Raw genomic sequence first — 17,838 nt, 5'->3', positions numbered from 1 at the left:
ACATATCACCATTCCAGGTCCTGGACAATTTTTTTCTCCAAATTAAGCCACGCCTGTCTTTCTGCTATTCCTTCCTGGTAATAGGGAGAATCTCCGGTATTAAAAGTGTTCTTGCGGATACCAGGGAGCTTTATCTCAATCATACTACCCTTTTTCCTAAAACGACACAAGTCAAGATCATAAAGTATTTGTAGTCCCGCCCAACACTCCCAAGATCCGGTTTCCTCCCCCCGCTTTTCCCCCCATAACTGGGATAATTCATGAATATTAATACTTAGTCCCGGCCGGTTAATATCTACCAGGACACGCAACAGAGAAGTTAAGGTACTGGCGTTGGGATAAGCTTTCTCCAGATAACTACGATTATCCATAAGGTCATTTTTATCGCCTAAAAATAAGAAGGATTGTTCATTTCTAAATTCAACTGGTCCCGAGATCATAATAGCTTCCCCTATGCTAAAAGGTACATCAGCAAAAAACAGTAATGATACCTCTCCATAGGTACCCGGCAGTTGCAGGTACGATCCATCAATAAGCAGGTGATTAGTCCGGGCAGTCATAAACATCCGGCGAGCCTCCCGGCGCCTGTAAACATCATTTAATCCCGCCTCGATTGCTATGCCAGACAATTGCTGACGAGCCTTCAAGATTGTACTACTACGATTAGCATAAACCAGCGACCGGGATGGTACCTCTCCATCCCATTTGCTCCATGGCGGGCAACCTTCAATAGGATTACACCCCCACCACACTTCTGAATTAGGAGTTAACTTCCCCCCTTTATTCCACATATCAACCATAAAAATATCTTCGGAAAGCTCATAGCCTTTGCTTCGCAAGTAATGGAGATAGGCAGTTGTAGTCAGATAAATCCCGGGCTGGCCTTTTTTTAAATCACCGAGTACCTGAGATCGAACCGGACACGGAATCTTACCATATAAAAAGCGCAATACCCTAGGTTGGAAAAATTGTTCCAAAGTTGTCCTATGTTTATTTAATAGCCGGCTGGTAGGATAGACATAAACTACCCTGGTTCCCTTTCTTAAGTACTCAATACTTCTATTAATTAATTGATAAAATTTGTTTACCCCGGGGTTATTTTTCCCATAATCATTAAAATAGGAACTCTTCATAGATTTAGCTTTAAGCTGCAAACGTTTTCTTCCTCTAAACTGATCTTGTTCTAATTGAAAAAGGATATCCTGGCAGCACTCTCTTACCGGTAAATCTATCCACCCAGGTTGGTTAAAGGCAATTAGATCCAGACCGGGGAAAATCCTGGCTCGGAAGTGTTCCTTATTCTTCCCTACCAGGCTAACAGTTTCTATACTGGCCGATCTTAATACTAGTTGCGGAACCGGATTTCCTTCTCCAAATGGTTGTAATAGCTTTAATTCTTCCAGCAGTTGGTCATTAATCATGCTGGCATCGATCTCATAGTCTATTTGGTATACTTTTCCAGGGGTAGTAGCTATTTTATCCCGGGCCCATGCCATCATTCTGCGGCAAAATGATTTAAATCGGCTACGAGTCACAGTTAACCCCGCTGCTAACTGGTGACCACCAAAAGCCTCCAGTTCCTCTGCACATCCACTGAGACCTTGATATAAATCAAGTCCTTCTATACTACGACCAGATCCCCTTCCCCGGTCACCCTCCCAGGAAACAATAATGACGGGTCGATGGTACTTTTCCACCATACGGGAGGCCACAATACCTATTACTCCATGATGCCAGTTTTCACCATCCACAATTAACACCGGATAATCATTTAAGTCCGGTTGAGCTGGAATTTGCTCGATAGCCGCCTCATAAATTTCACCCTCAATAGCCCGGCGCTGATCATTATAATCACAAAGTAGGGCAGCTTTTTGCCTGGCTATTTCTTCATCTTCTGTAGCAAGTAACTCCACACTACTCATGGCACTGCCTACCCGTCCCGCTGCATTAATCCGGGGAGCCAGCATAAAAGCAACCTGCCAGGAATCAAGTGGCTTACCTTCTAATCCTACCGCCTTTAAAAGTGCCTTTAAACCTGGTCGAGAAGTTTTACCCAAATACTTTAAACCTTCCTTGACCAGTATACGATTATCTCCAGTAAGGGGTACAATATCCGCAATAGTAGCCAGGGCTACCAGATCCAACTGCCCATACAAAAAATCTGGTTCTAACCGATGAGAGCACAATGCTTCAGCCAGCTTAAAGGCAACTCCTACACCAGCCAATCCCCATGAATCAAGGTGATTATCAATTTTAGGGTTAATGATAGCTAACGCAGGCGGTAAGATTTTCCCTGGTTGATGATGGTCAGTAACTATACTATCCATACCCAGGTCTTTGGCCTTACTTATCTCATCCACTGATGTAATACCACAATCAACGGTTATCATTAGGTCGTAATCCCGGGCCAACATCTCTACTGCAGCTTGATTAACTCCATATCCTTCCTTAAAACGGTCCGGTATATATATTTCAGGATCAGTTCCCCGAGCCTGCAGGGCTTCTTTTAACAAAACCGCACTACAGATACCGTCGGCATCATAATCACCATAAATAATAATTTTCTCCCCGCGGCTAATAGCTAATTCTATTCTATTTACAGCCGCCCTTACTCCATTAAGTTCCCACGGAGACTGCAAATCATCCCAAGCTCCATATAAGAACTTTTGAGCTGCCGGTACAGAACGTATTCCCCGGTTAAAAAGAATAGTCGCCAGCATATCCGATATGGATAGTTGATTAGTCAGGTTTTGGATAATTGAATATTCTAAATTATGTGTTTGCCAAACGCTATAACTCATTAATGCACCTTGCCGTATATATTTGATTTGCATATAATTATGAACATTATAAACTTCTCCGCTAAACATGGTATGGAAACCAGTATTTTAAGTACTGTATTTTTCTACCGCATTTTTAGACGTTAAACTTTATTATATACCATCGATGACAAGTTTTTAACTCCCCAATCCTCCGGGAGTTTAGTAACCCCATAAAAGCATTTACCAAGGAGTTGAAAAGATGACGGAAGATAAAATTGAACGAATCAATGAACTGGCCCGTAAAAAAAAGAGTATCGGTCTAACACCGGAAGAACAACAAGAGCAGAAACATCTTTACCAGCAGTTCTTAAAAGACATTAAACAACAGATTGTAAACCAATTAGATGAGGCCGGCTACACCAGAAAAGAGCAATAACTACCAAGGAAGCAAGAAGACTGTCCCTTTGCTTCCTTGCTTTCCCACCAGTAAATACCATAATATTCTCTGGTTTAAAAAGGGGAAAATTATCATATAGATGCTGTAAGAACCAGGAGGTGCGGAAAATGAGCAAAATAAGACATGTTTTCCCTGGTGGGAATACCCGCTACGGATTTTACTCTTTCTACAAATATATGGTAGGCCCCCAGGTACAGCGAAAATATATTCTTAAAGGTGGACCAGGAGTAGGAAAATCTGTGTTTATTAAAAAAATGGGAGAACATTTTTATGCAAAAGGGGTAGATGTCGAATGGCACTGGTGTTCTTCTGACAGCCATTCACTAGACGGAGTAGTACTGGGTCAGCAGCAGATCTGTTTTCAGGATGGGACCTCACCACATACAGTTGATCCGGTATATCCCGGCGCTGTTGATGAGATTATAAATCTGGGCGATTTTTGGGATAGGGACCAATTAATTGCTCACCGTACGGAAATATTAGATTTAACCCGGTTTATATCTTCCTGTTTTCAAAAAGCCTATATGCGATTAAAAGAAACTGGATGTGCTTATGAAGAATGGAAATCATATTACCGTGAAGCCCGTGATGATAAGGCAGTTCAACGTAATATAGCTGCTTTAGGTGAAGATTTTTTACAGGGAACAGTTTCTTCTTCCTATCTGCCCCGTCACCTTTTTCCCGGGGCCATTACCCCGGACGGCCTGGTAAATAAGATAGATTATATTTTGGAAAAAGATCATGAAATATTCGCCGTGAGAGGTAGTCCGGGCAGTGGTATTAAAGAATTATTCCAATATGTTTATAACCTTATTGAAGTCCATTCTGTTTATGGGGAAGTATTTCATAATCCATTTGATCCGCATGAAATTGACCTCATTATTTTACCCGATAGTAAATCAGCACTAATCGATGTTTCCCCTATACTTTTCCAGTATGGGGATCAAATCCCGGGAAAAAAATATCGGCGTCAATTAGATTTTGATCAGTTTATTGATAATTCCCTCCTCGATCCGTGGTCTAAGTCAGTAGCTGCTGCCCATGAACGGGTAGATACAGGATTAAAAGATGCGGTGCTATTTATTCAGATGGCCAAAACTTATCATGATGAACTGGAACAGTACTATTTAACAGCTATGGATTTTGCAGCTATTGAACAGTTACGGCAAAAACTGGCAGGAGAAATCGAACGGTTACTGGACTAACCATGTTTATATTTGTTAAATTCTTAGGGCGGTTTACTAAAGCACCTGATATATTACCGGGTATTCCAGCAAGAGGAAGCAAGTCTGGACGACCCGGTTGAAAAAAGAAATGCAAACTTTAGTTTATCGGTGTCGGCAATTACTATGTTTACCTTTATAATCGGCACCCATGCTCACCATAAAAAAAGCGGGGAGTTCCCCCGCTTTTTATCGTACAGGTACCTGCAGGCTGCGAGCTAAAGAATAGGCAGTCTCTCCCCGCGTAATGGTTTCTAAACCATTAAAATCGGTACCCGGGCGTAAAAATCCCAGGACCTGGGCTAGGGCTACATATCCCCGGTTAGCGTCAGTTACAGTCGCATCCTCAGGAAAGGGATTTACAAAGATGTTTTTACCGGCAATATAGTCAAGCTGCAGAGAGCGGATAATAGTTTTTATTAACATCTTCCGGCTAACCTGCTCCTGAGGATTTACCTCACCACTAATCCACCCTTTTTCCCGGCAGCGTTTCAATATACTTTCATCATCCCATCCATTGATAGAATATAGTCCATCACTAGCTCCCAGCATAGCCCGTAAAAATGTAATAAGACTGATGCTTTCCCCAGGACGGAACTGAGCACCGTACTCACCCATCAACCCTGCCTGGCCTAACAGGCGAATTTCTTTTTCCGCATAATGGCCCGCAATATCATTAAAACTTAATGATGTAGGGTACTGGGAAACTGGTTTTCCTTCCCAGCTCAGTTTTTCCCCACTTACCGCATCGATACTGGCGAATCCCGGCTGGCCTAAAGCTGGAAGGGGACGATATACAAGTTTTAGATCATGGGAGCCGCGGTTATTATATACTTTTATATAGCAAAGTGTAAGGGGAGCATACTCTAAAAATACTTGTTCAGCCTGGGCCTGATTCATAGACTTAACTGCCGATGGAAATTCACTTTCTGACCAGGTTAGATTGTAGCTGGTGATTTTCCCATCTGCAGTAGATACTTCCACACGGATTCCTTCTCCTGGACAGGAAATCCCCTCTACCTGCCGGACAAAATCAAATGACCACTGCCGGGGCTGGGGTTTTTGCTTAACAATAATATTTTCAGTGTAGGGATCTAACATTACCTGCCTACTTAGCTGGGGCTCAATTCCCTTTATAAACTCTTCTGCTACACCAGCAGCCCTTTTACGGTCCATATCTCCGGGCTGGTTGTTATCTTCCTCATAAATATTAAAGCTTTGCAGCTGGCCGGTAAAAGCATTAACCCTGGCCCACATACTAAAGGCTCCCCTATTATCATCAGCTTCCCTTTCCCATCTAAGGTTCCAGTACCACTGATCCTGGTCATACCAGTCCCGTAATAAATGCCAGGTTTCTAACTGTGCACCAAGTGGAATGTCAACCCAATGATTTACTTTATCAACGGCTTGCTCCCGGGTTATTAATTTTTTAATTTTCTCCATCTCCTGAACTTCCTGGGGTGTTAATCGGGTATTTTCCTCGCGACTAGCTTCTTTCATTCCTGCCGGCATTCCCATACCATCCGCTGCCGAATATTTTTGCTGCTCAGGGATAAAGGGCTGACCACTTATGGCATCAATTACCCCATTAGAAGGATGATAAATCTTATACACCAGCCGAGGTGAATTTTTATCTTCCTTATTTAGCGGCCGGACAGGTGAGGCTGTTAAATACTGCTTTTGTAAAAAGTTTTCTCTTTGAAAATTTTGGTGAGCCTGTTCAAGGGAGATGGCCTTAGTAATACCCGGCAAATCGGCGGCAGTCCAGTTAAGATCATAGCCGGTTACTTTACCTGTCCGCCCATCGATCTCTATCGATACTCCATCACCAGTAACTATTACCCCATTAGCATAGCGCTGCCAGAAAAAACGATACGTGACAGGACCATACTTGTTTAACGGCACCAGCTCTCGTGTTTCCACCGCTTGTAGATTTTCAAAATGATTAGCCGCCAGCCGTTTAACCGCCTCGCGGGCAGCAGCACGAGCCTGACTTAATGAAATTACTTTATTATAATCCGCCTGTTCTTTCTCTGGTGTCCACAAGTGCATGCTGATTATTTCCCCACTGGTAGCATCCACCTGGATGTGCAAATTACCTTTCTGATTTTCCTCATCAGACCAATTAAGCGACCAGCACTGCCGTTGTGAATTGCTTTCAAATTCTGATCTGAAGTTGTCAAATGCTTCCGGAATATCAAAATGAGACCGGGCGGTTAATATGGCATCTTCCAAGCTTACTTTTGTTTCAGCTGCTGCCAGAGTAATTGGAAAAAAAACTACGAGCATCACTATAACCAGCAGACCACCTGTTATTTTATGTTTGCCCATAACTTAACTCCTTTCATTCAATTCTGTAATATGTCTGTTATGGTTTAATACGCAAAATAATAGCTGGGCTGTCATAGCCATTAAAAGATCTGCTGCTAAAAATCACCATTTTAGCAGCAAACCTCCAGCTTACTTGGACAGATAAACCAGAGGTTGGTAAATGCTCTAAAAATTGCAGCCCCGTGGCGAAAAGCGCTATTAATAACTATCGTTTATGGATTCCGTACTTAAGAAGTGGTACTTTAACACTTTCCTGATTAATAGTTAAGGAATTAGCCGGGCTCTTACCAGGTCCCCTTCCCGGCCTTGTCCCGCTTCAATATCAAGCACTAACCCGGTTTCCCGGGGCGATTTCTCACCTTTTTTCAATAGTCGAGCTGTAACCTTACCCTGATTAGCGATCAGTTCCCCCCAGCACAGATAACGGTGTTTCTGAGGTTGATAACAACCATCCAGTGGTAAATACAGCCACGGTCCGGTCCCGTGCTCCATTCCCTGTAGGTGTTTGATAATCCCCTCAACTAATACATAAAAAAGCAGTTTAATCCCGCCTGGACTACCGGGTAAATTAATAGCCAGTTTATTTTTTCGTAAAGCTGCTGTGGTACTCCTTCCCGGCCGAATATTTAAACCGGTAAACAAAAGTTTTGCCCCAGTCTTTTCTAAAGCTTCCCCTACCAGGTCATATTTTCCCTCAGCAGTTCCACCACTAATTAATAGTAAATCAGAATCTGACCAGCCTATTTCCATCTTTCGACATAGAGCCTCCAGATTATCAGGTACTGCGGATAATTCCGCCCTAGCCCTACCATAAGCCTCTTCCACTAACCCTTTTAACAAAACACAATTGCTATTATAGATTTTACCAGGCGGAAGTGATTGCCCAAGTTGTACCAATTCAGTTCCAGTGTTAATAATATGTACAACTGGCCGGCGATAAACAAGTATCTCAACTATTCCGGCTGATGCCAACCTTTCAGTATGCGATGGGGTTAATAATTCTCCTTTAGAAGTAATAACCTCTCCAGCCTTTACGACACTATCAGGAGTTTGAATGTTTTTTTTACCTAAAACCAATTCTTGAATAATTATACTGTCCCTTACTCTGTAAACATCTTCCTGCTTGAGGACCGCTGCACTTAATGGAGGAAGATGGGCTCCTGTCATAACCCGGGTAGTATAACCAGGTGATAGGGGGGTAGCTAAAATCTCCCCGGCGGCTATCTCCCCATTTAGCTGCAACTTAACTGGTAAACCGGATTTAATCAAGTTCCAATCTGATTTTGTAACTGCGTATCCATCCACCAGAGAGCGATAAAACCCTGGTATATCTGCAGGGGCATGTATATCAGCGGCACAGACCCGGTTGCGAGCATCACCTATACAAACTTTTTCAAAATCAGCTACTGGCGGAATGGTAAGACAGTGATCTAATGCTGCTTCCAGAGCCATAGATACTGATTGCATTCTCTTTATCCCTTCTTTATAAATTATCTGGGTAAAGTCAGGTTTTTTAACCAGCCAACTTTCTCTGCTTACTCCCGGTGGTCCCGGTATAAATATTCCTGTTAATAAAGCTCATCTAAAAAAGCTCAACCCTTACCATTTGTTGAGTGCTTATCCCCTGTAGATGGGAAGGAATATGGATATATCCATCAGCTAACGCCAGGATACTCATTAAGCCCGACTTACCCAGCAAAGGCAGTGCCGTCATCATCCCATTATCTTCCTTAAGCTGTACCGGAATAAAATCATCTCGTCCTGCCTGGGAAGCTATATTCATAGTGACAGATGCTTCCAGAACCGTAGCCCGCTCCCTTCTTATCGCCGGTGCACAAACCACCAGGAACATCATGAGTGCAGACACCGGGTGTCCAGGTAAACCTATAGCTAATTTATCACCAATACGGACTGCCATAGTGGGCTTGCCTGGTTTTACGGCTATGCCATGAAAAAGTAATTCAGAATCAGGAAAATCCAGTAAAACATCCAGTGTTACATCCATGGTCCCCACTGAACTTCCTCCCGACAGGAGCAGTAGGTCATTTTGTTCCAAGGCCAGCGCAGCTGCCTGCTTAAGCTGATTGAAATCATCCCCTACCAGCGGGTACCTTTTAGCGAGGGCCCCGCAAGATTGTACTGCTGCCGCCAGCGAATAGCTATTTACATCTCTAACCTCTCCAGGGCCAGGTATCTGGTCAATTTCCACCACTTCATTTCCAGTTGACAATATACCTATCTGGTAAGGTTTCAACACGTCGACCTGTCCAATTCCCAAGGAGGAAAGCAATCCGATTTCCTGGGAACGCAGTCTCCTACCAGCTGTAAATATTTTATCTCCCCTAGTCAGGTCCTCCCCCTTCATCATCAGGTTGTCTCCCGGTCCTACCGGCCGGTATATAAGTATAGTATCCTCACCTAATTTTTCGGTATACTCTACCATCGCCGCTGCGTCTGCACCCTGAGGAAGCATGCCACCAGTGGGTATCCAGGCACACCGCCCCGGCTGCAGTTCAAATTCCGGTGCCCTACCCATAAGAACCTCCCCTGCATACTCAAGGTAGGCAGGTAATGACTCACTACTGCCGAAAGTATCGGCAGCCCTTACTGCGTACCCATCTACTGTGGACCGGGTAAACGCAGGAAGATCTTCCGGACTAGTAAAATCCCGGGCCAAAGTACGATTATAAGCCTCCGGCAGAAATACCGTTTCCTGCTGGCCGGCAGGTAGATTATGCTCTATACGCTGCCTAGCCTCATTAACGGATACTACTTTTAAGAATTCCCCCATTACAGACACCTCGCCAACTTTCATATTTAAGTTTTAATCGGGTTTTTACAAAATTAGCAAAATCAATTAATGTTCATTATACTTTACGGTATTTCTCCGTCAAACTAAGCCTGCACTAAACAGTTTTTGTAATCCCTATCTTGTTAGTTTACAATAGTAATAAAAATTTAAGGGAGAGGAGACTTCGTTATGTCACGGAAGACCTATATTGATAATATTCCCCTTAAACAGGCTTGGGACCTTTTTCTTGATGAATTAGAAAGTAACGGTTATTTTAAGTTTCAGAAAGAAGTAGTCCCAGTACTAGATGCACAAAATCGGGTAACCTTTGCTGCAGTTTATGCAAGGCGTTCCTCTCCTCACTACGTAGCCTCTGCAATGGATGGGATAGCCGTTCAAGCCAGCTCCACCTATGCAGCTACTGAAACTAATCCCATAACTCTTCCGACTGGAGCTTATCTGGAAGTAGATACTGGTGACTATGTTCCCCGGCAATATGACTCGGTAATAATGATTGAAGAAGTTGATTTTACCCCAGACGGAGCGCGGATTATTAAACCAGCCGTACCCTGGCAGCATATCCGCTCTGTGGGCGAAGATCTGGTAGCCCACGATATGCTCCTTCCCTCCCACACCCTTATCGGACCTTATGAAGTGGCTTCTTTACTGGCAGCCGCTGTATCGACCGTAGAAGTTATTAAGCAGCCTGTAGTAGTAATTATCCCCACCGGTACAGAATTACGCGATCAGGGTTATGAGGATATGGCCCCGGGGGAAATCGTAGATTCTAACAGCCGTATGTTAGCCGGACTATGTTGGGAATGGGGTGCCATTCCCCGCCGCCATCCCATAGTAATAGATGATAAAAATTTGCTCAAAGATGCCATAGTAAAAATTAAAGATGAGGCAGATATGATCGTTGTCTGCTCAGGATCCTCCGCGGGACGTGAGGATTATACCTCCACCATCGTGGAAAATTTGGGAAAGCTTATTGTGCATGGTATTGCTACCCGACCTGGTAAACCGGCAATTTTAGGAATAGTTGATGGCAAACCAATCATTGGCGTACCTGGTTACCCCGTTTCTGCCCAGTTAATATTTAATCTTTTTGCTCGCCCGATATTGTACCGCAAACAAAGCCGAATCATGGCAAAACCCGATATTATGGAATGTCAGATTAGCCGCAAACTCGCCTCCTCCATGGGGGTGGATGAATTCGTATATGTAAATGTAGCTCCCGTAAAAAACGTTTATAAAGCTTACCCCTTGAGCCGGGGAGCCGGCATTACTACCAGTCTAGTTAAAGCCGATGGCTTTATTCAAATTAAGAATGGGTATGAAGGGTTAGAAGCAGGAGAATCCTGCCAGGTAATATTGCAGCGCCCTCGCAAAATAATAGAAAAAACTTTAATAGCCATTGGAAGCCATGACTTAACCATGGATTTTCTGGCAGATCTTTTGTGGCAACAGTACCGTATCCGGCTGGTATCCAATAATACAGGCAGCATGGGGGGCATTATGTCCCTAAAAAAACAAGAAACACATTTTTCAGGTATTCATTTACTTGACCATTCCTCGGGTGAATATAATATTACTTATCTAAATAAATATTTAGGTGGAAAATGGTTACTTGTAAATCTGGTCAAACGCCAGCAAGGGCTTATGGTTAAAAAAGGAAATCCTTTGAAGATAAAAAATTTAAAAGACCTGGCCCAAAGCGATATTCGCTTTATCAATCGTCAAAAGGGTTCCGGCACCCGGGTCTTACTTGATTATCTGCTCCATCAACAAGGCATCAATACAACCGGAATAAACGGCTATAATCGCGAAGAATATACTCACCTGGCCGTAGCCGCATCAGTTAAAAATGATGCCTGTGATGCCGGTTTGGGAATTTACGCCAGTGCCCGGGCTCTGGATTTAGACTTCATACCGGTAGCTGAGGAACGTTATGACCTGTGTATTCTTCCTGATCTAATGCCGGATAACTTAATAAATCTACTAATTGACATAATTAGAAGCCCACAATTGGCCACTCTTATTAATCAAGCAGGGGGATACAACTTAGATTTGACCGGCCAAATCATGGCTGAGTCAGAATCATAACCTCCGTTTATTTTAACTATTAATTCTGATTATATAATGTTATTTAGAGCTATTTACGCAAGGATTTTAAATATTTCTGTCGAATGGAAACTGTGATACATTGTGCTTATGGCAGCCATAAATATTTGTTAGTCAGAGTCCTGGGGGGGATTGTGGCATTCTGCACGGTAAGCAATTAAACTCATTCGTTTATGAGGATGGTTTCCCATTGCTCCAGGGTTTCCGACACCTGTTCAGGTTGTCTTTTCGCGGAGACCTGTTCTACTGTTCAGTAAAGGTGCTATAATTTAACAATAAGGGCTCTAAAAAAATTTTATAATGTGGGGAAAGGAGAGTGTGATTGGTATGAAGGTTACCCGCAGGCAGTTCTTAAAGGTAACCGGCGCAACCATGGCTACATTTGCAGTTGTCGATCTTGGGTTTGACCTAAGTGCAACTGCCAGTGAGCTAAAGGGCGTACGCACCAATGGGGTCAAGCCAGTACCGACGATATGCCCATACTGTGGTGTAGGGTGCGGTCTTGTGGTTTACGCCCGAGATGGTGTCCCTGCAGATCAGCCTCAGGTGTTGAGTGTGCAAGGCGACCCCGATAATCCAATTAACCGCGGAAGTGCTTGTAGTAAAGGTTCAGCTATGATGAACCTTAGAGAAATCTTTAACCCGGAAACAGGACAACAAGAGATCAATCCGCAGCGAGTGAAGAAGCCTAGATACAGAGCCCCGTATAGTGACAAGTGGGTGGAAAAAGATTGGGATTGGATGCTGGACAACATTGCCCAGCGAGTGAAAGAAACGCGTGATAAGTATATTGAACACAAAGATGCTGACGGTATTATCGTAAATCGTTGTGAAAAAATAGCCAGTTTGGGCGGTGCAGCCCTGGATAATGAGGAACTCCAGCTTATTACTAAAATGAACAGATCTCTTGGTCTGGTGTTTTTTGAACACCAGGCTCGTATTTGACACTCTGCGACGGTTGCCGGGTTGGCACCTTCATTTGGTCGCGGAGCGATGACGAATCACTTTATTGACCTTAAAAATACAAATTGTGCTTTAATTATCGGTAGTAATGCTGCTGAAAATCATCCCATGACATTTAAATGGTTGACCGAAGCCAGGTTAAAGAACGGGGCCACGATAATCAATATCGATCCCCGCTATACCAGAACTTCGGCACGCTCGGATATTTATGCACCATTGCGCTCCGGCACTGATATAGCTTTTATAGGTGGAATGATAAATTATATCCTGGAAAACAAGCTCTATCACGAAGAATATGTTAAATGGTATACCAATGCTACTTTTATAGTAAAAGATACCTTTGATTTTAATGATGGGCTTTTCTCCGGTTATAATGCTTCTGAACGCAAATATGATACTAAAATGTGGGCTTTTGAAACCACTGAGGACGGTAAATTTGTGCGCGATATGGATATGGAACACCCGCGTTGTGTACTCCAACTGCTTAAAAAGCATTACTCGCGCTACGATATTGATACTGTTTGTAAGCTAACTGGTACACCCAAAAAGAAATACTTAGAAGTTATCCAAACATATGCAGCTACCGGCGCACCTGATAAAATCGGTACCATTTTATATGCTATGGGAACTACCCAGCATACTGTGGGTACTCAAAACGTCAGAAGCTATGCTATGTTGCAGTTACTTTTAGGTAATATTGGTCGGCCGGGTGGTGGAATTAATGCCCTGCGCGGTGAGTCTAATGTTCAGGGCTCCACTGACTGGGCACTGCTCTATCATATTATTCCTGCCTATATGAACAGTCCGGAGGCTAAGAAACATCCCACCTATCAGGATTATCTTGACAAAGAAACACCTAAAACTAGTTTTTGGGTTAATAAGCCCAAGTTTTTAGCCAGTCTCCTGAAGTGCTACTGGATGGATGACAACCCGGCTAAATCTTATGATTATCTGCCTAAACGGGTAGACGGTAAAAATTATTCCCATATTGCCCTATTTGAAGCTATGTATAACGGGGAGATCGAAGGGTTATTTATCTGGGGATCCAATCCTATCGTAGGTGGTCCTAATGCTAACAAAGAACAAGCAGCTCTGCCTAATTTAAAATGGATGGTTGCTATCGATCTATGGCAAACAGAGACCTCAGAATTTTGGTCCTATAAGGCAGTTGACAGACCAACTAGCAATAATCCTTATGAAATTAAAAAACCTGATGAAATTCAAACTGAAGTATTCTTCCTTCCCGCTTGTAGTTCCTATGAAAAAGAAGGATCTGTTTCCAATAGCGGACGCTGGATGCAGTATCGTTGGAAAGCCTGTGATCCAGTGGGTGAATCCCGGTCTGACCTGGAAATAGCCAATGACTTAATGATTCGAATAAAGAACCTTTACAAAGGCAGTACTAAACCTGAGGATGAACCGATTACTCGTCTTACCTGGAATTACGGCGAGGGTCATCCCGATCTTGACCTGATAGCCAAAGAAATTAACGGATTTACGGTTGTAAACGGTAAACCTGGGGAACAGGTAGCCAACTTTACTAAACTTGCTGACGATGGGTCTACTGCCTGCGGTATCTGGGTCTATTCCGGTTGTTACCCCGGCGATGAATACCTGGCCCGTAGAAGAGATAACAAAGATACCCCTTATCCCGGTACAAAACCTATCGGCAGCTATTCAAACTGGGCCTGGTGCTGGCCAATAAACCGGCGTATTATCTATAACCGTTGTTCGGCTACCCCGGAGGGGCAACCATGGGTACCAGACCTGACCACCATATTCTGGGACGGAGAAAAGTGGACTGGAAATGATATACCCGACTTCGGGGTGAACAAGGATCCTAACGGCGAAGGTGGCCGGGATGCTTTTATTATGAGGGTAGAAGGTGTCGGCTGTATCTATAGTACTTGTAACGAAGGGCCCTTCCCGGAACATTATGAACCATGGGAAAGCCCGGTAAAAAATACTCTTAACAGCCAGGAATTCAACCCGGTAGTCAAAGAGTGGGAACCTGATAAGCGTGGCAAATCTAATCAATATCCCATTATTGGCACTACCTATCGGGTAAGTGAACACTGGCAGGCCGGGGCTATGACCAGGAACCTGCCCTGGTTGGCCGAGTTAGTTCCTGATGTATTTGTAGAAATGAGTGAAGAACTGGCACGTGAAAAAAGGATTCGTAATGGTGATAAGTGCATCATTACTACCAGCAGGGGTGATGTCAGAGCTATTGCCTGCGTAACTAAGCGCTTCAAACCCATGTGGATTGACGGCAATAAGGTTCACCAAATCGGTGTACTCTGGCATTTCGGTTTCAATGGTTATGCTACCGGAGACCCGGCTAACCGTCTCACCCCACATATTGGTGACGGTAATACTTCCATACCGGAATATAAAGCATGGCTATGCGACATAAGGAGGGCTTAATTATGGCTAATTTAGCTAATCTTTATGATGTAAGCAAATGTACAGCATGTCGCGGTTGCCAGGTCGCCTGCAAAGATTGGAACCAGTTGCCTGCAGTAATAGAACCGTTTAAGGGAAACTATCAAACCCATAAAGACACAAATGGCGATACCTTTACTATCGTGCGGTTTATTGAGCACGAAGACGCGGTCGATGGTGTACAGTGGAATTTCCTAAAATATCAATGTATGCACTGCCTGGAACCTGCCTGCATGACAGTATGTCCACGGGATGCCTACAGTAAAACTGAATGGGGGGCTACCATTCATGACCCTGAGAAGTGTATAGGCTGTCAGTATTGCACTTATGCCTGTCCATTTGGTATACCCAAATATCGTAAAAGAGAAGACAAGATTACTAAATGTACTATGTGCGCTGAACGGGTTAACGAAGGTTTAACCCCGGCCTGTGCCCGGACCTGCCCGACTGGAGCCCTCCAGTTTGGAGATCGTAATGAACTGCTTGAATATGCGGAAGAGAGGGTCAAATTCCTGCGGGCTAACGGTTTTCCCCGGGCGACCATTTACGGCCGACTGGAACTGGGCGGTCTGAATAATCTTTATGTACTGACCGATACTCCAGATAAGTTCGGCCTTCCAGTTGATCCCAAAGTTCCTGGCCAGATTCCCTTCTGGCAGAATATCGTTCAGCCCTATTTTGGCTGGTTGATTCCGCTGGCTCTAGCCGGATCTGCAGTCAGCTTTGTCACAACCAGAATTCTAGCTAACAAACATGGAGATCACGGTGAAGGGGGGCATGAATAATGCAATGGATTCCAGAATATAAGGAGGATGTCAACCGGGTAGAAAGATTTAACTTTGTCGCCCGTATAACCCACTGGGGACATACGGTTACCTTCCTGCTCTGTCTCTTTACCGGTCTAGTTCTGTTCCTGGACGGTGTCGACTGGCTAGCAGCCGTTTTCGGTGGCTATCAAGGTGCTGGGCTGGTTCATCGTATTTCAGCCGTCCTTATGACACTAGTCATCGTGTTTTTTGTATTGTTTGATTTTAAAGGCATCATATCCTGGATAAAAGACTTGCTACGCTTTGGCAAGAACGACATTATTTTTGTAATGAAATTCCCATTTGAATTCCTGGGCTTTAAGGTTAAAATGCCGCCTCAAACCCGCTTTAATGGTGGCGAAAAAGGTAACTCTATGCTTACCCCTACCTGTGTTATTTTGCTGGTATTAAGTGGTTATATTATGTGGTTTCCAACTATCTTCCCGGCAGGATTAGTCCGTGTAGCCTATCCTATTCATGATATTGCCATGGTATTAGCTACCTTTATGGTGTGTATGCATGGTTATCTCGGTTCTTTCCATCCCGGATCAGGAGAGTCTTTCTGGGGAATGTGGAAGGGCACCGTTCGCGAAGATTGGGCTCAACACCATCATCCTATATGGTATGAGGAAACCTATGGTGACAAGGCTACTACCGATGCCGAGTAATTCTTCATATTGATATAGAAGGGGGAGCACATCTCCCCCTTTTGTTTTCCTAACCTTAAACATTTTTATTAAAATAATAATAGTAACAGGTATGTTTTACCTACATATTTTCACTCAATAACCCGGTATTGTAACTTGTATTTTATGTGGATGTTCAGTTATAGCTACCAAAGGAGTGATTAATAAATGGAAAGAAAGACTCCCGTCAGCTTACCGGAAGGGTATGTGGATTTTTTTAAAGAACTTGAAAATTGGCAAAATACCCAGCAAATTAATCTGAAAAGGGATACTGCCGTTGAACGGGTACCGTTGCTTATGTTATTAGCTAACCACCATAAGCCTTTACTTCGGATCCAGCCACTCGACATTGATGAACTCCGTTACCGTTCTCTTACAGAAGATCTAACCCGGTTAATAGAATCTGCGCGGCCGGAGACACATGAGTCCATGGAAAAACTGCGCCAAAATATTGGTCAGATTAATTTTAAAGAAATACCTGAGCAACTCCTAAACGGTCAAGATGAATATTTTTCGGAACTGGCTGAATCTATTAGTATATCATTTGACCTGCTTGTTTTTGTACTTGATCATACCTTGCGTCCCTTCTTGCGGTTAGCAGCAGAACCTTATAATGCAGATCTGGAACTGGATGAATTTCAATCCTGGGATTTTCCTACCATCTGCCCTATCTGTGGAAGCAGACCCCATATAAGCCGCCTTCGTTCCCAAGATGGCCGCCGTTATATGTATTGTGAACGCTGCTTTACTGAATGGGAAGCACGCTTTTTGCAATGTGTCCATTGTGGAGATGCTGAGCCTGGTGATATAAAATATTTTACCATTGAAAATGATGATGCTTATCAGTTATACATTTGTGAAAAATGCCACGGATATCTGAAAACTTTCGATGAAAGAGTAAGTGGTAGATCAACCGATCTGTTCATTGCCAATATAGAAACCGTTTACCTGGATATGCTGGCTCGAGAAAAAGGCTATACTAACCATGATAGCTGAATCTTTCAACAATTTCGGCACGACCTAATACCAAAATGAAGAATCGACATAGAAGAAGTTCATGTAGTTACCTGTTTTATTGAAAGTAATGGTAAAATATTATTGCTTAAACCTAGTACGCAGGTGGGAAGTTATCAAGCCAAATGGGGCTGGAACTAGCGGCTATTAAGTAAGCCATTCCCCGCTGGAGCAAGCCTGGCAGGAACTAGGTGATGATTCTAACCACATATCGATGCGGCTTTTAAGAGCCGATG

Annotated in this window: 11 protein-coding genes; 7 read left to right on the top strand and 4 right to left on the bottom strand. The window is 43.6% G+C overall.

Annotation, left to right across the window (positions count from 1 at the left end; all coding sequences use genetic code 11):
* Window positions 1–5: 5 nt before the first annotated feature.
* Window positions 6–2,801: a single-stranded-DNA-specific exonuclease RecJ gene (gene recJ, locus ACZ5Q0_RS11655; protein ID WP_446820585.1), complete on the bottom strand. Its 2,796-nt coding sequence runs from the start codon at window positions 2,799–2,801 to the stop codon at window positions 6–8.
* 220 nt (window positions 2,802–3,021) lie between these two features.
* On the opposite strand from recJ, the gene ACZ5Q0_RS11650 reads away from it, so the two are divergent.
* Window positions 3,022–3,198: a DUF896 domain-containing protein gene (locus ACZ5Q0_RS11650; RefSeq protein ID WP_446820587.1), complete on the top strand. Its 177-nt coding sequence runs from the start codon at window positions 3,022–3,024 to the stop codon at window positions 3,196–3,198.
* Between the two features lie 128 nt (window positions 3,199–3,326).
* Window positions 3,327–4,424, top strand: coding sequence for a hypothetical protein (locus tag ACZ5Q0_RS11645; RefSeq protein ID WP_446820588.1), 1,098 nt, complete (start codon window positions 3,327–3,329; stop codon window positions 4,422–4,424).
* A gap of 207 nt (window positions 4,425–4,631) precedes the next feature.
* On the opposite strand, the gene ACZ5Q0_RS11640 is transcribed toward ACZ5Q0_RS11645, so the two are convergent.
* The 3 genes from ACZ5Q0_RS11640 to ACZ5Q0_RS11630 form a co-directional block, all read right to left on the bottom strand.
* Window positions 4,632–6,773 (bottom strand): YcdB/YcdC domain-containing protein, encoded by a 2,142-nt coding sequence (locus ACZ5Q0_RS11640; protein WP_446820590.1) that lies wholly within the window; start codon window positions 6,771–6,773, stop codon window positions 4,632–4,634.
* Window positions 6,774–7,037: 264 nt separating this feature from the next.
* Window positions 7,038–8,240: a molybdopterin molybdotransferase MoeA gene (locus tag ACZ5Q0_RS11635; RefSeq protein WP_446820592.1), complete on the bottom strand. Its 1,203-nt coding sequence runs from the start codon at window positions 8,238–8,240 to the stop codon at window positions 7,038–7,040.
* Between the two features lie 115 nt (window positions 8,241–8,355).
* Window positions 8,356–9,588: a molybdopterin molybdotransferase MoeA gene (locus ACZ5Q0_RS11630; RefSeq protein ID WP_464827149.1), complete on the bottom strand. Its 1,233-nt coding sequence runs from the start codon at window positions 9,586–9,588 to the stop codon at window positions 8,356–8,358.
* Between the two features lie 165 nt (window positions 9,589–9,753).
* On the opposite strand from ACZ5Q0_RS11630, the gene ACZ5Q0_RS11625 reads away from it, so the two are divergent.
* The 5 genes from ACZ5Q0_RS11625 to ACZ5Q0_RS11605 all read left to right on the top strand — a co-directional run bounded on the left by ACZ5Q0_RS11625 (window position 9,754) and on the right by ACZ5Q0_RS11605 (window position 17,584).
* On the top strand, window positions 9,754–11,670 hold the full coding sequence (locus ACZ5Q0_RS11625; RefSeq protein WP_446820596.1) for a molybdopterin biosynthesis protein: 1,917 nt from the start codon (window positions 9,754–9,756) through the stop codon (window positions 11,668–11,670).
* A gap of 345 nt (window positions 11,671–12,015) precedes the next feature.
* A complete protein-coding gene (gene fdnG / locus ACZ5Q0_RS11620; RefSeq protein WP_447182567.1) occupies window positions 12,016–15,078 on the top strand; it encodes a formate dehydrogenase-N subunit alpha in 3,063 nt (1,020 codons plus the stop codon).
* Between the two features lie 2 nt (window positions 15,079–15,080).
* Window positions 15,081–15,881, top strand: a complete 801-nt coding sequence (locus ACZ5Q0_RS11615; protein ID WP_447182566.1) for a 4Fe-4S dicluster domain-containing protein — start codon at window positions 15,081–15,083, stop codon at window positions 15,879–15,881.
* A complete protein-coding gene (locus ACZ5Q0_RS11610; RefSeq protein ID WP_447182565.1) occupies window positions 15,881–16,570 on the top strand; it encodes a formate dehydrogenase subunit gamma in 690 nt (229 codons plus the stop codon). Before ACZ5Q0_RS11615 ends, ACZ5Q0_RS11610 begins: the two co-directional genes overlap by 1 nt.
* Window positions 16,571–16,756: 186 nt before the next feature.
* Window positions 16,757–17,584, top strand: a complete 828-nt coding sequence (locus ACZ5Q0_RS11605; RefSeq protein ID WP_447182564.1) for a formate dehydrogenase accessory protein FdhE — start codon at window positions 16,757–16,759, stop codon at window positions 17,582–17,584.
* Window positions 17,585–17,838: the final 254 nt, after the last annotated feature.

This window comes from Syntrophomonas erecta subsp. sporosyntropha, assembly GCF_055395365.1.
The sequence above is the reverse complement of the archived record's forward strand: the minus strand, read 5'-3'. Positions and strand labels throughout refer to the sequence as shown.

Bases quoted from the DNA above. Each gene is read 5' to 3' on its own strand.
- ACZ5Q0_RS11635 (WP_446820592.1), bottom strand. From the start codon at position 8,240: ATGCAATCAGTATCTATGGCTCTGGAAGCAGCATTAGATCACTGTCTT.
- ACZ5Q0_RS11630 (WP_464827149.1), bottom strand. From the start codon at position 9,588: ATGAAAGTTGGCGAGGTGTCTGTAATGGGGGAATTCTTAAAAGTAGTA.
- ACZ5Q0_RS11650 (WP_446820587.1), top strand. From the start codon at position 3,022: ATGACGGAAGATAAAATTGAACGAATCAATGAACTGGCCCGTAAAAAA.
- recJ (WP_446820585.1), bottom strand. From the start codon at position 2,801: ATGAGTTATAGCGTTTGGCAAACACATAATTTAGAATATTCAATTATC.
- ACZ5Q0_RS11605 (WP_447182564.1), top strand. From the start codon at position 16,757: ATGGAAAGAAAGACTCCCGTCAGCTTACCGGAAGGGTATGTGGATTTT.
- ACZ5Q0_RS11645 (WP_446820588.1), top strand. From the start codon at position 3,327: ATGAGCAAAATAAGACATGTTTTCCCTGGTGGGAATACCCGCTACGGA.
- ACZ5Q0_RS11610 (WP_447182565.1), top strand. From the start codon at position 15,881: ATGCAATGGATTCCAGAATATAAGGAGGATGTCAACCGGGTAGAAAGA.
- ACZ5Q0_RS11615 (WP_447182566.1), top strand. From the start codon at position 15,081: ATGGCTAATTTAGCTAATCTTTATGATGTAAGCAAATGTACAGCATGT.
- ACZ5Q0_RS11640 (WP_446820590.1), bottom strand. From the start codon at position 6,773: ATGGGCAAACATAAAATAACAGGTGGTCTGCTGGTTATAGTGATGCTC.
- ACZ5Q0_RS11625 (WP_446820596.1), top strand. From the start codon at position 9,754: ATGTCACGGAAGACCTATATTGATAATATTCCCCTTAAACAGGCTTGG.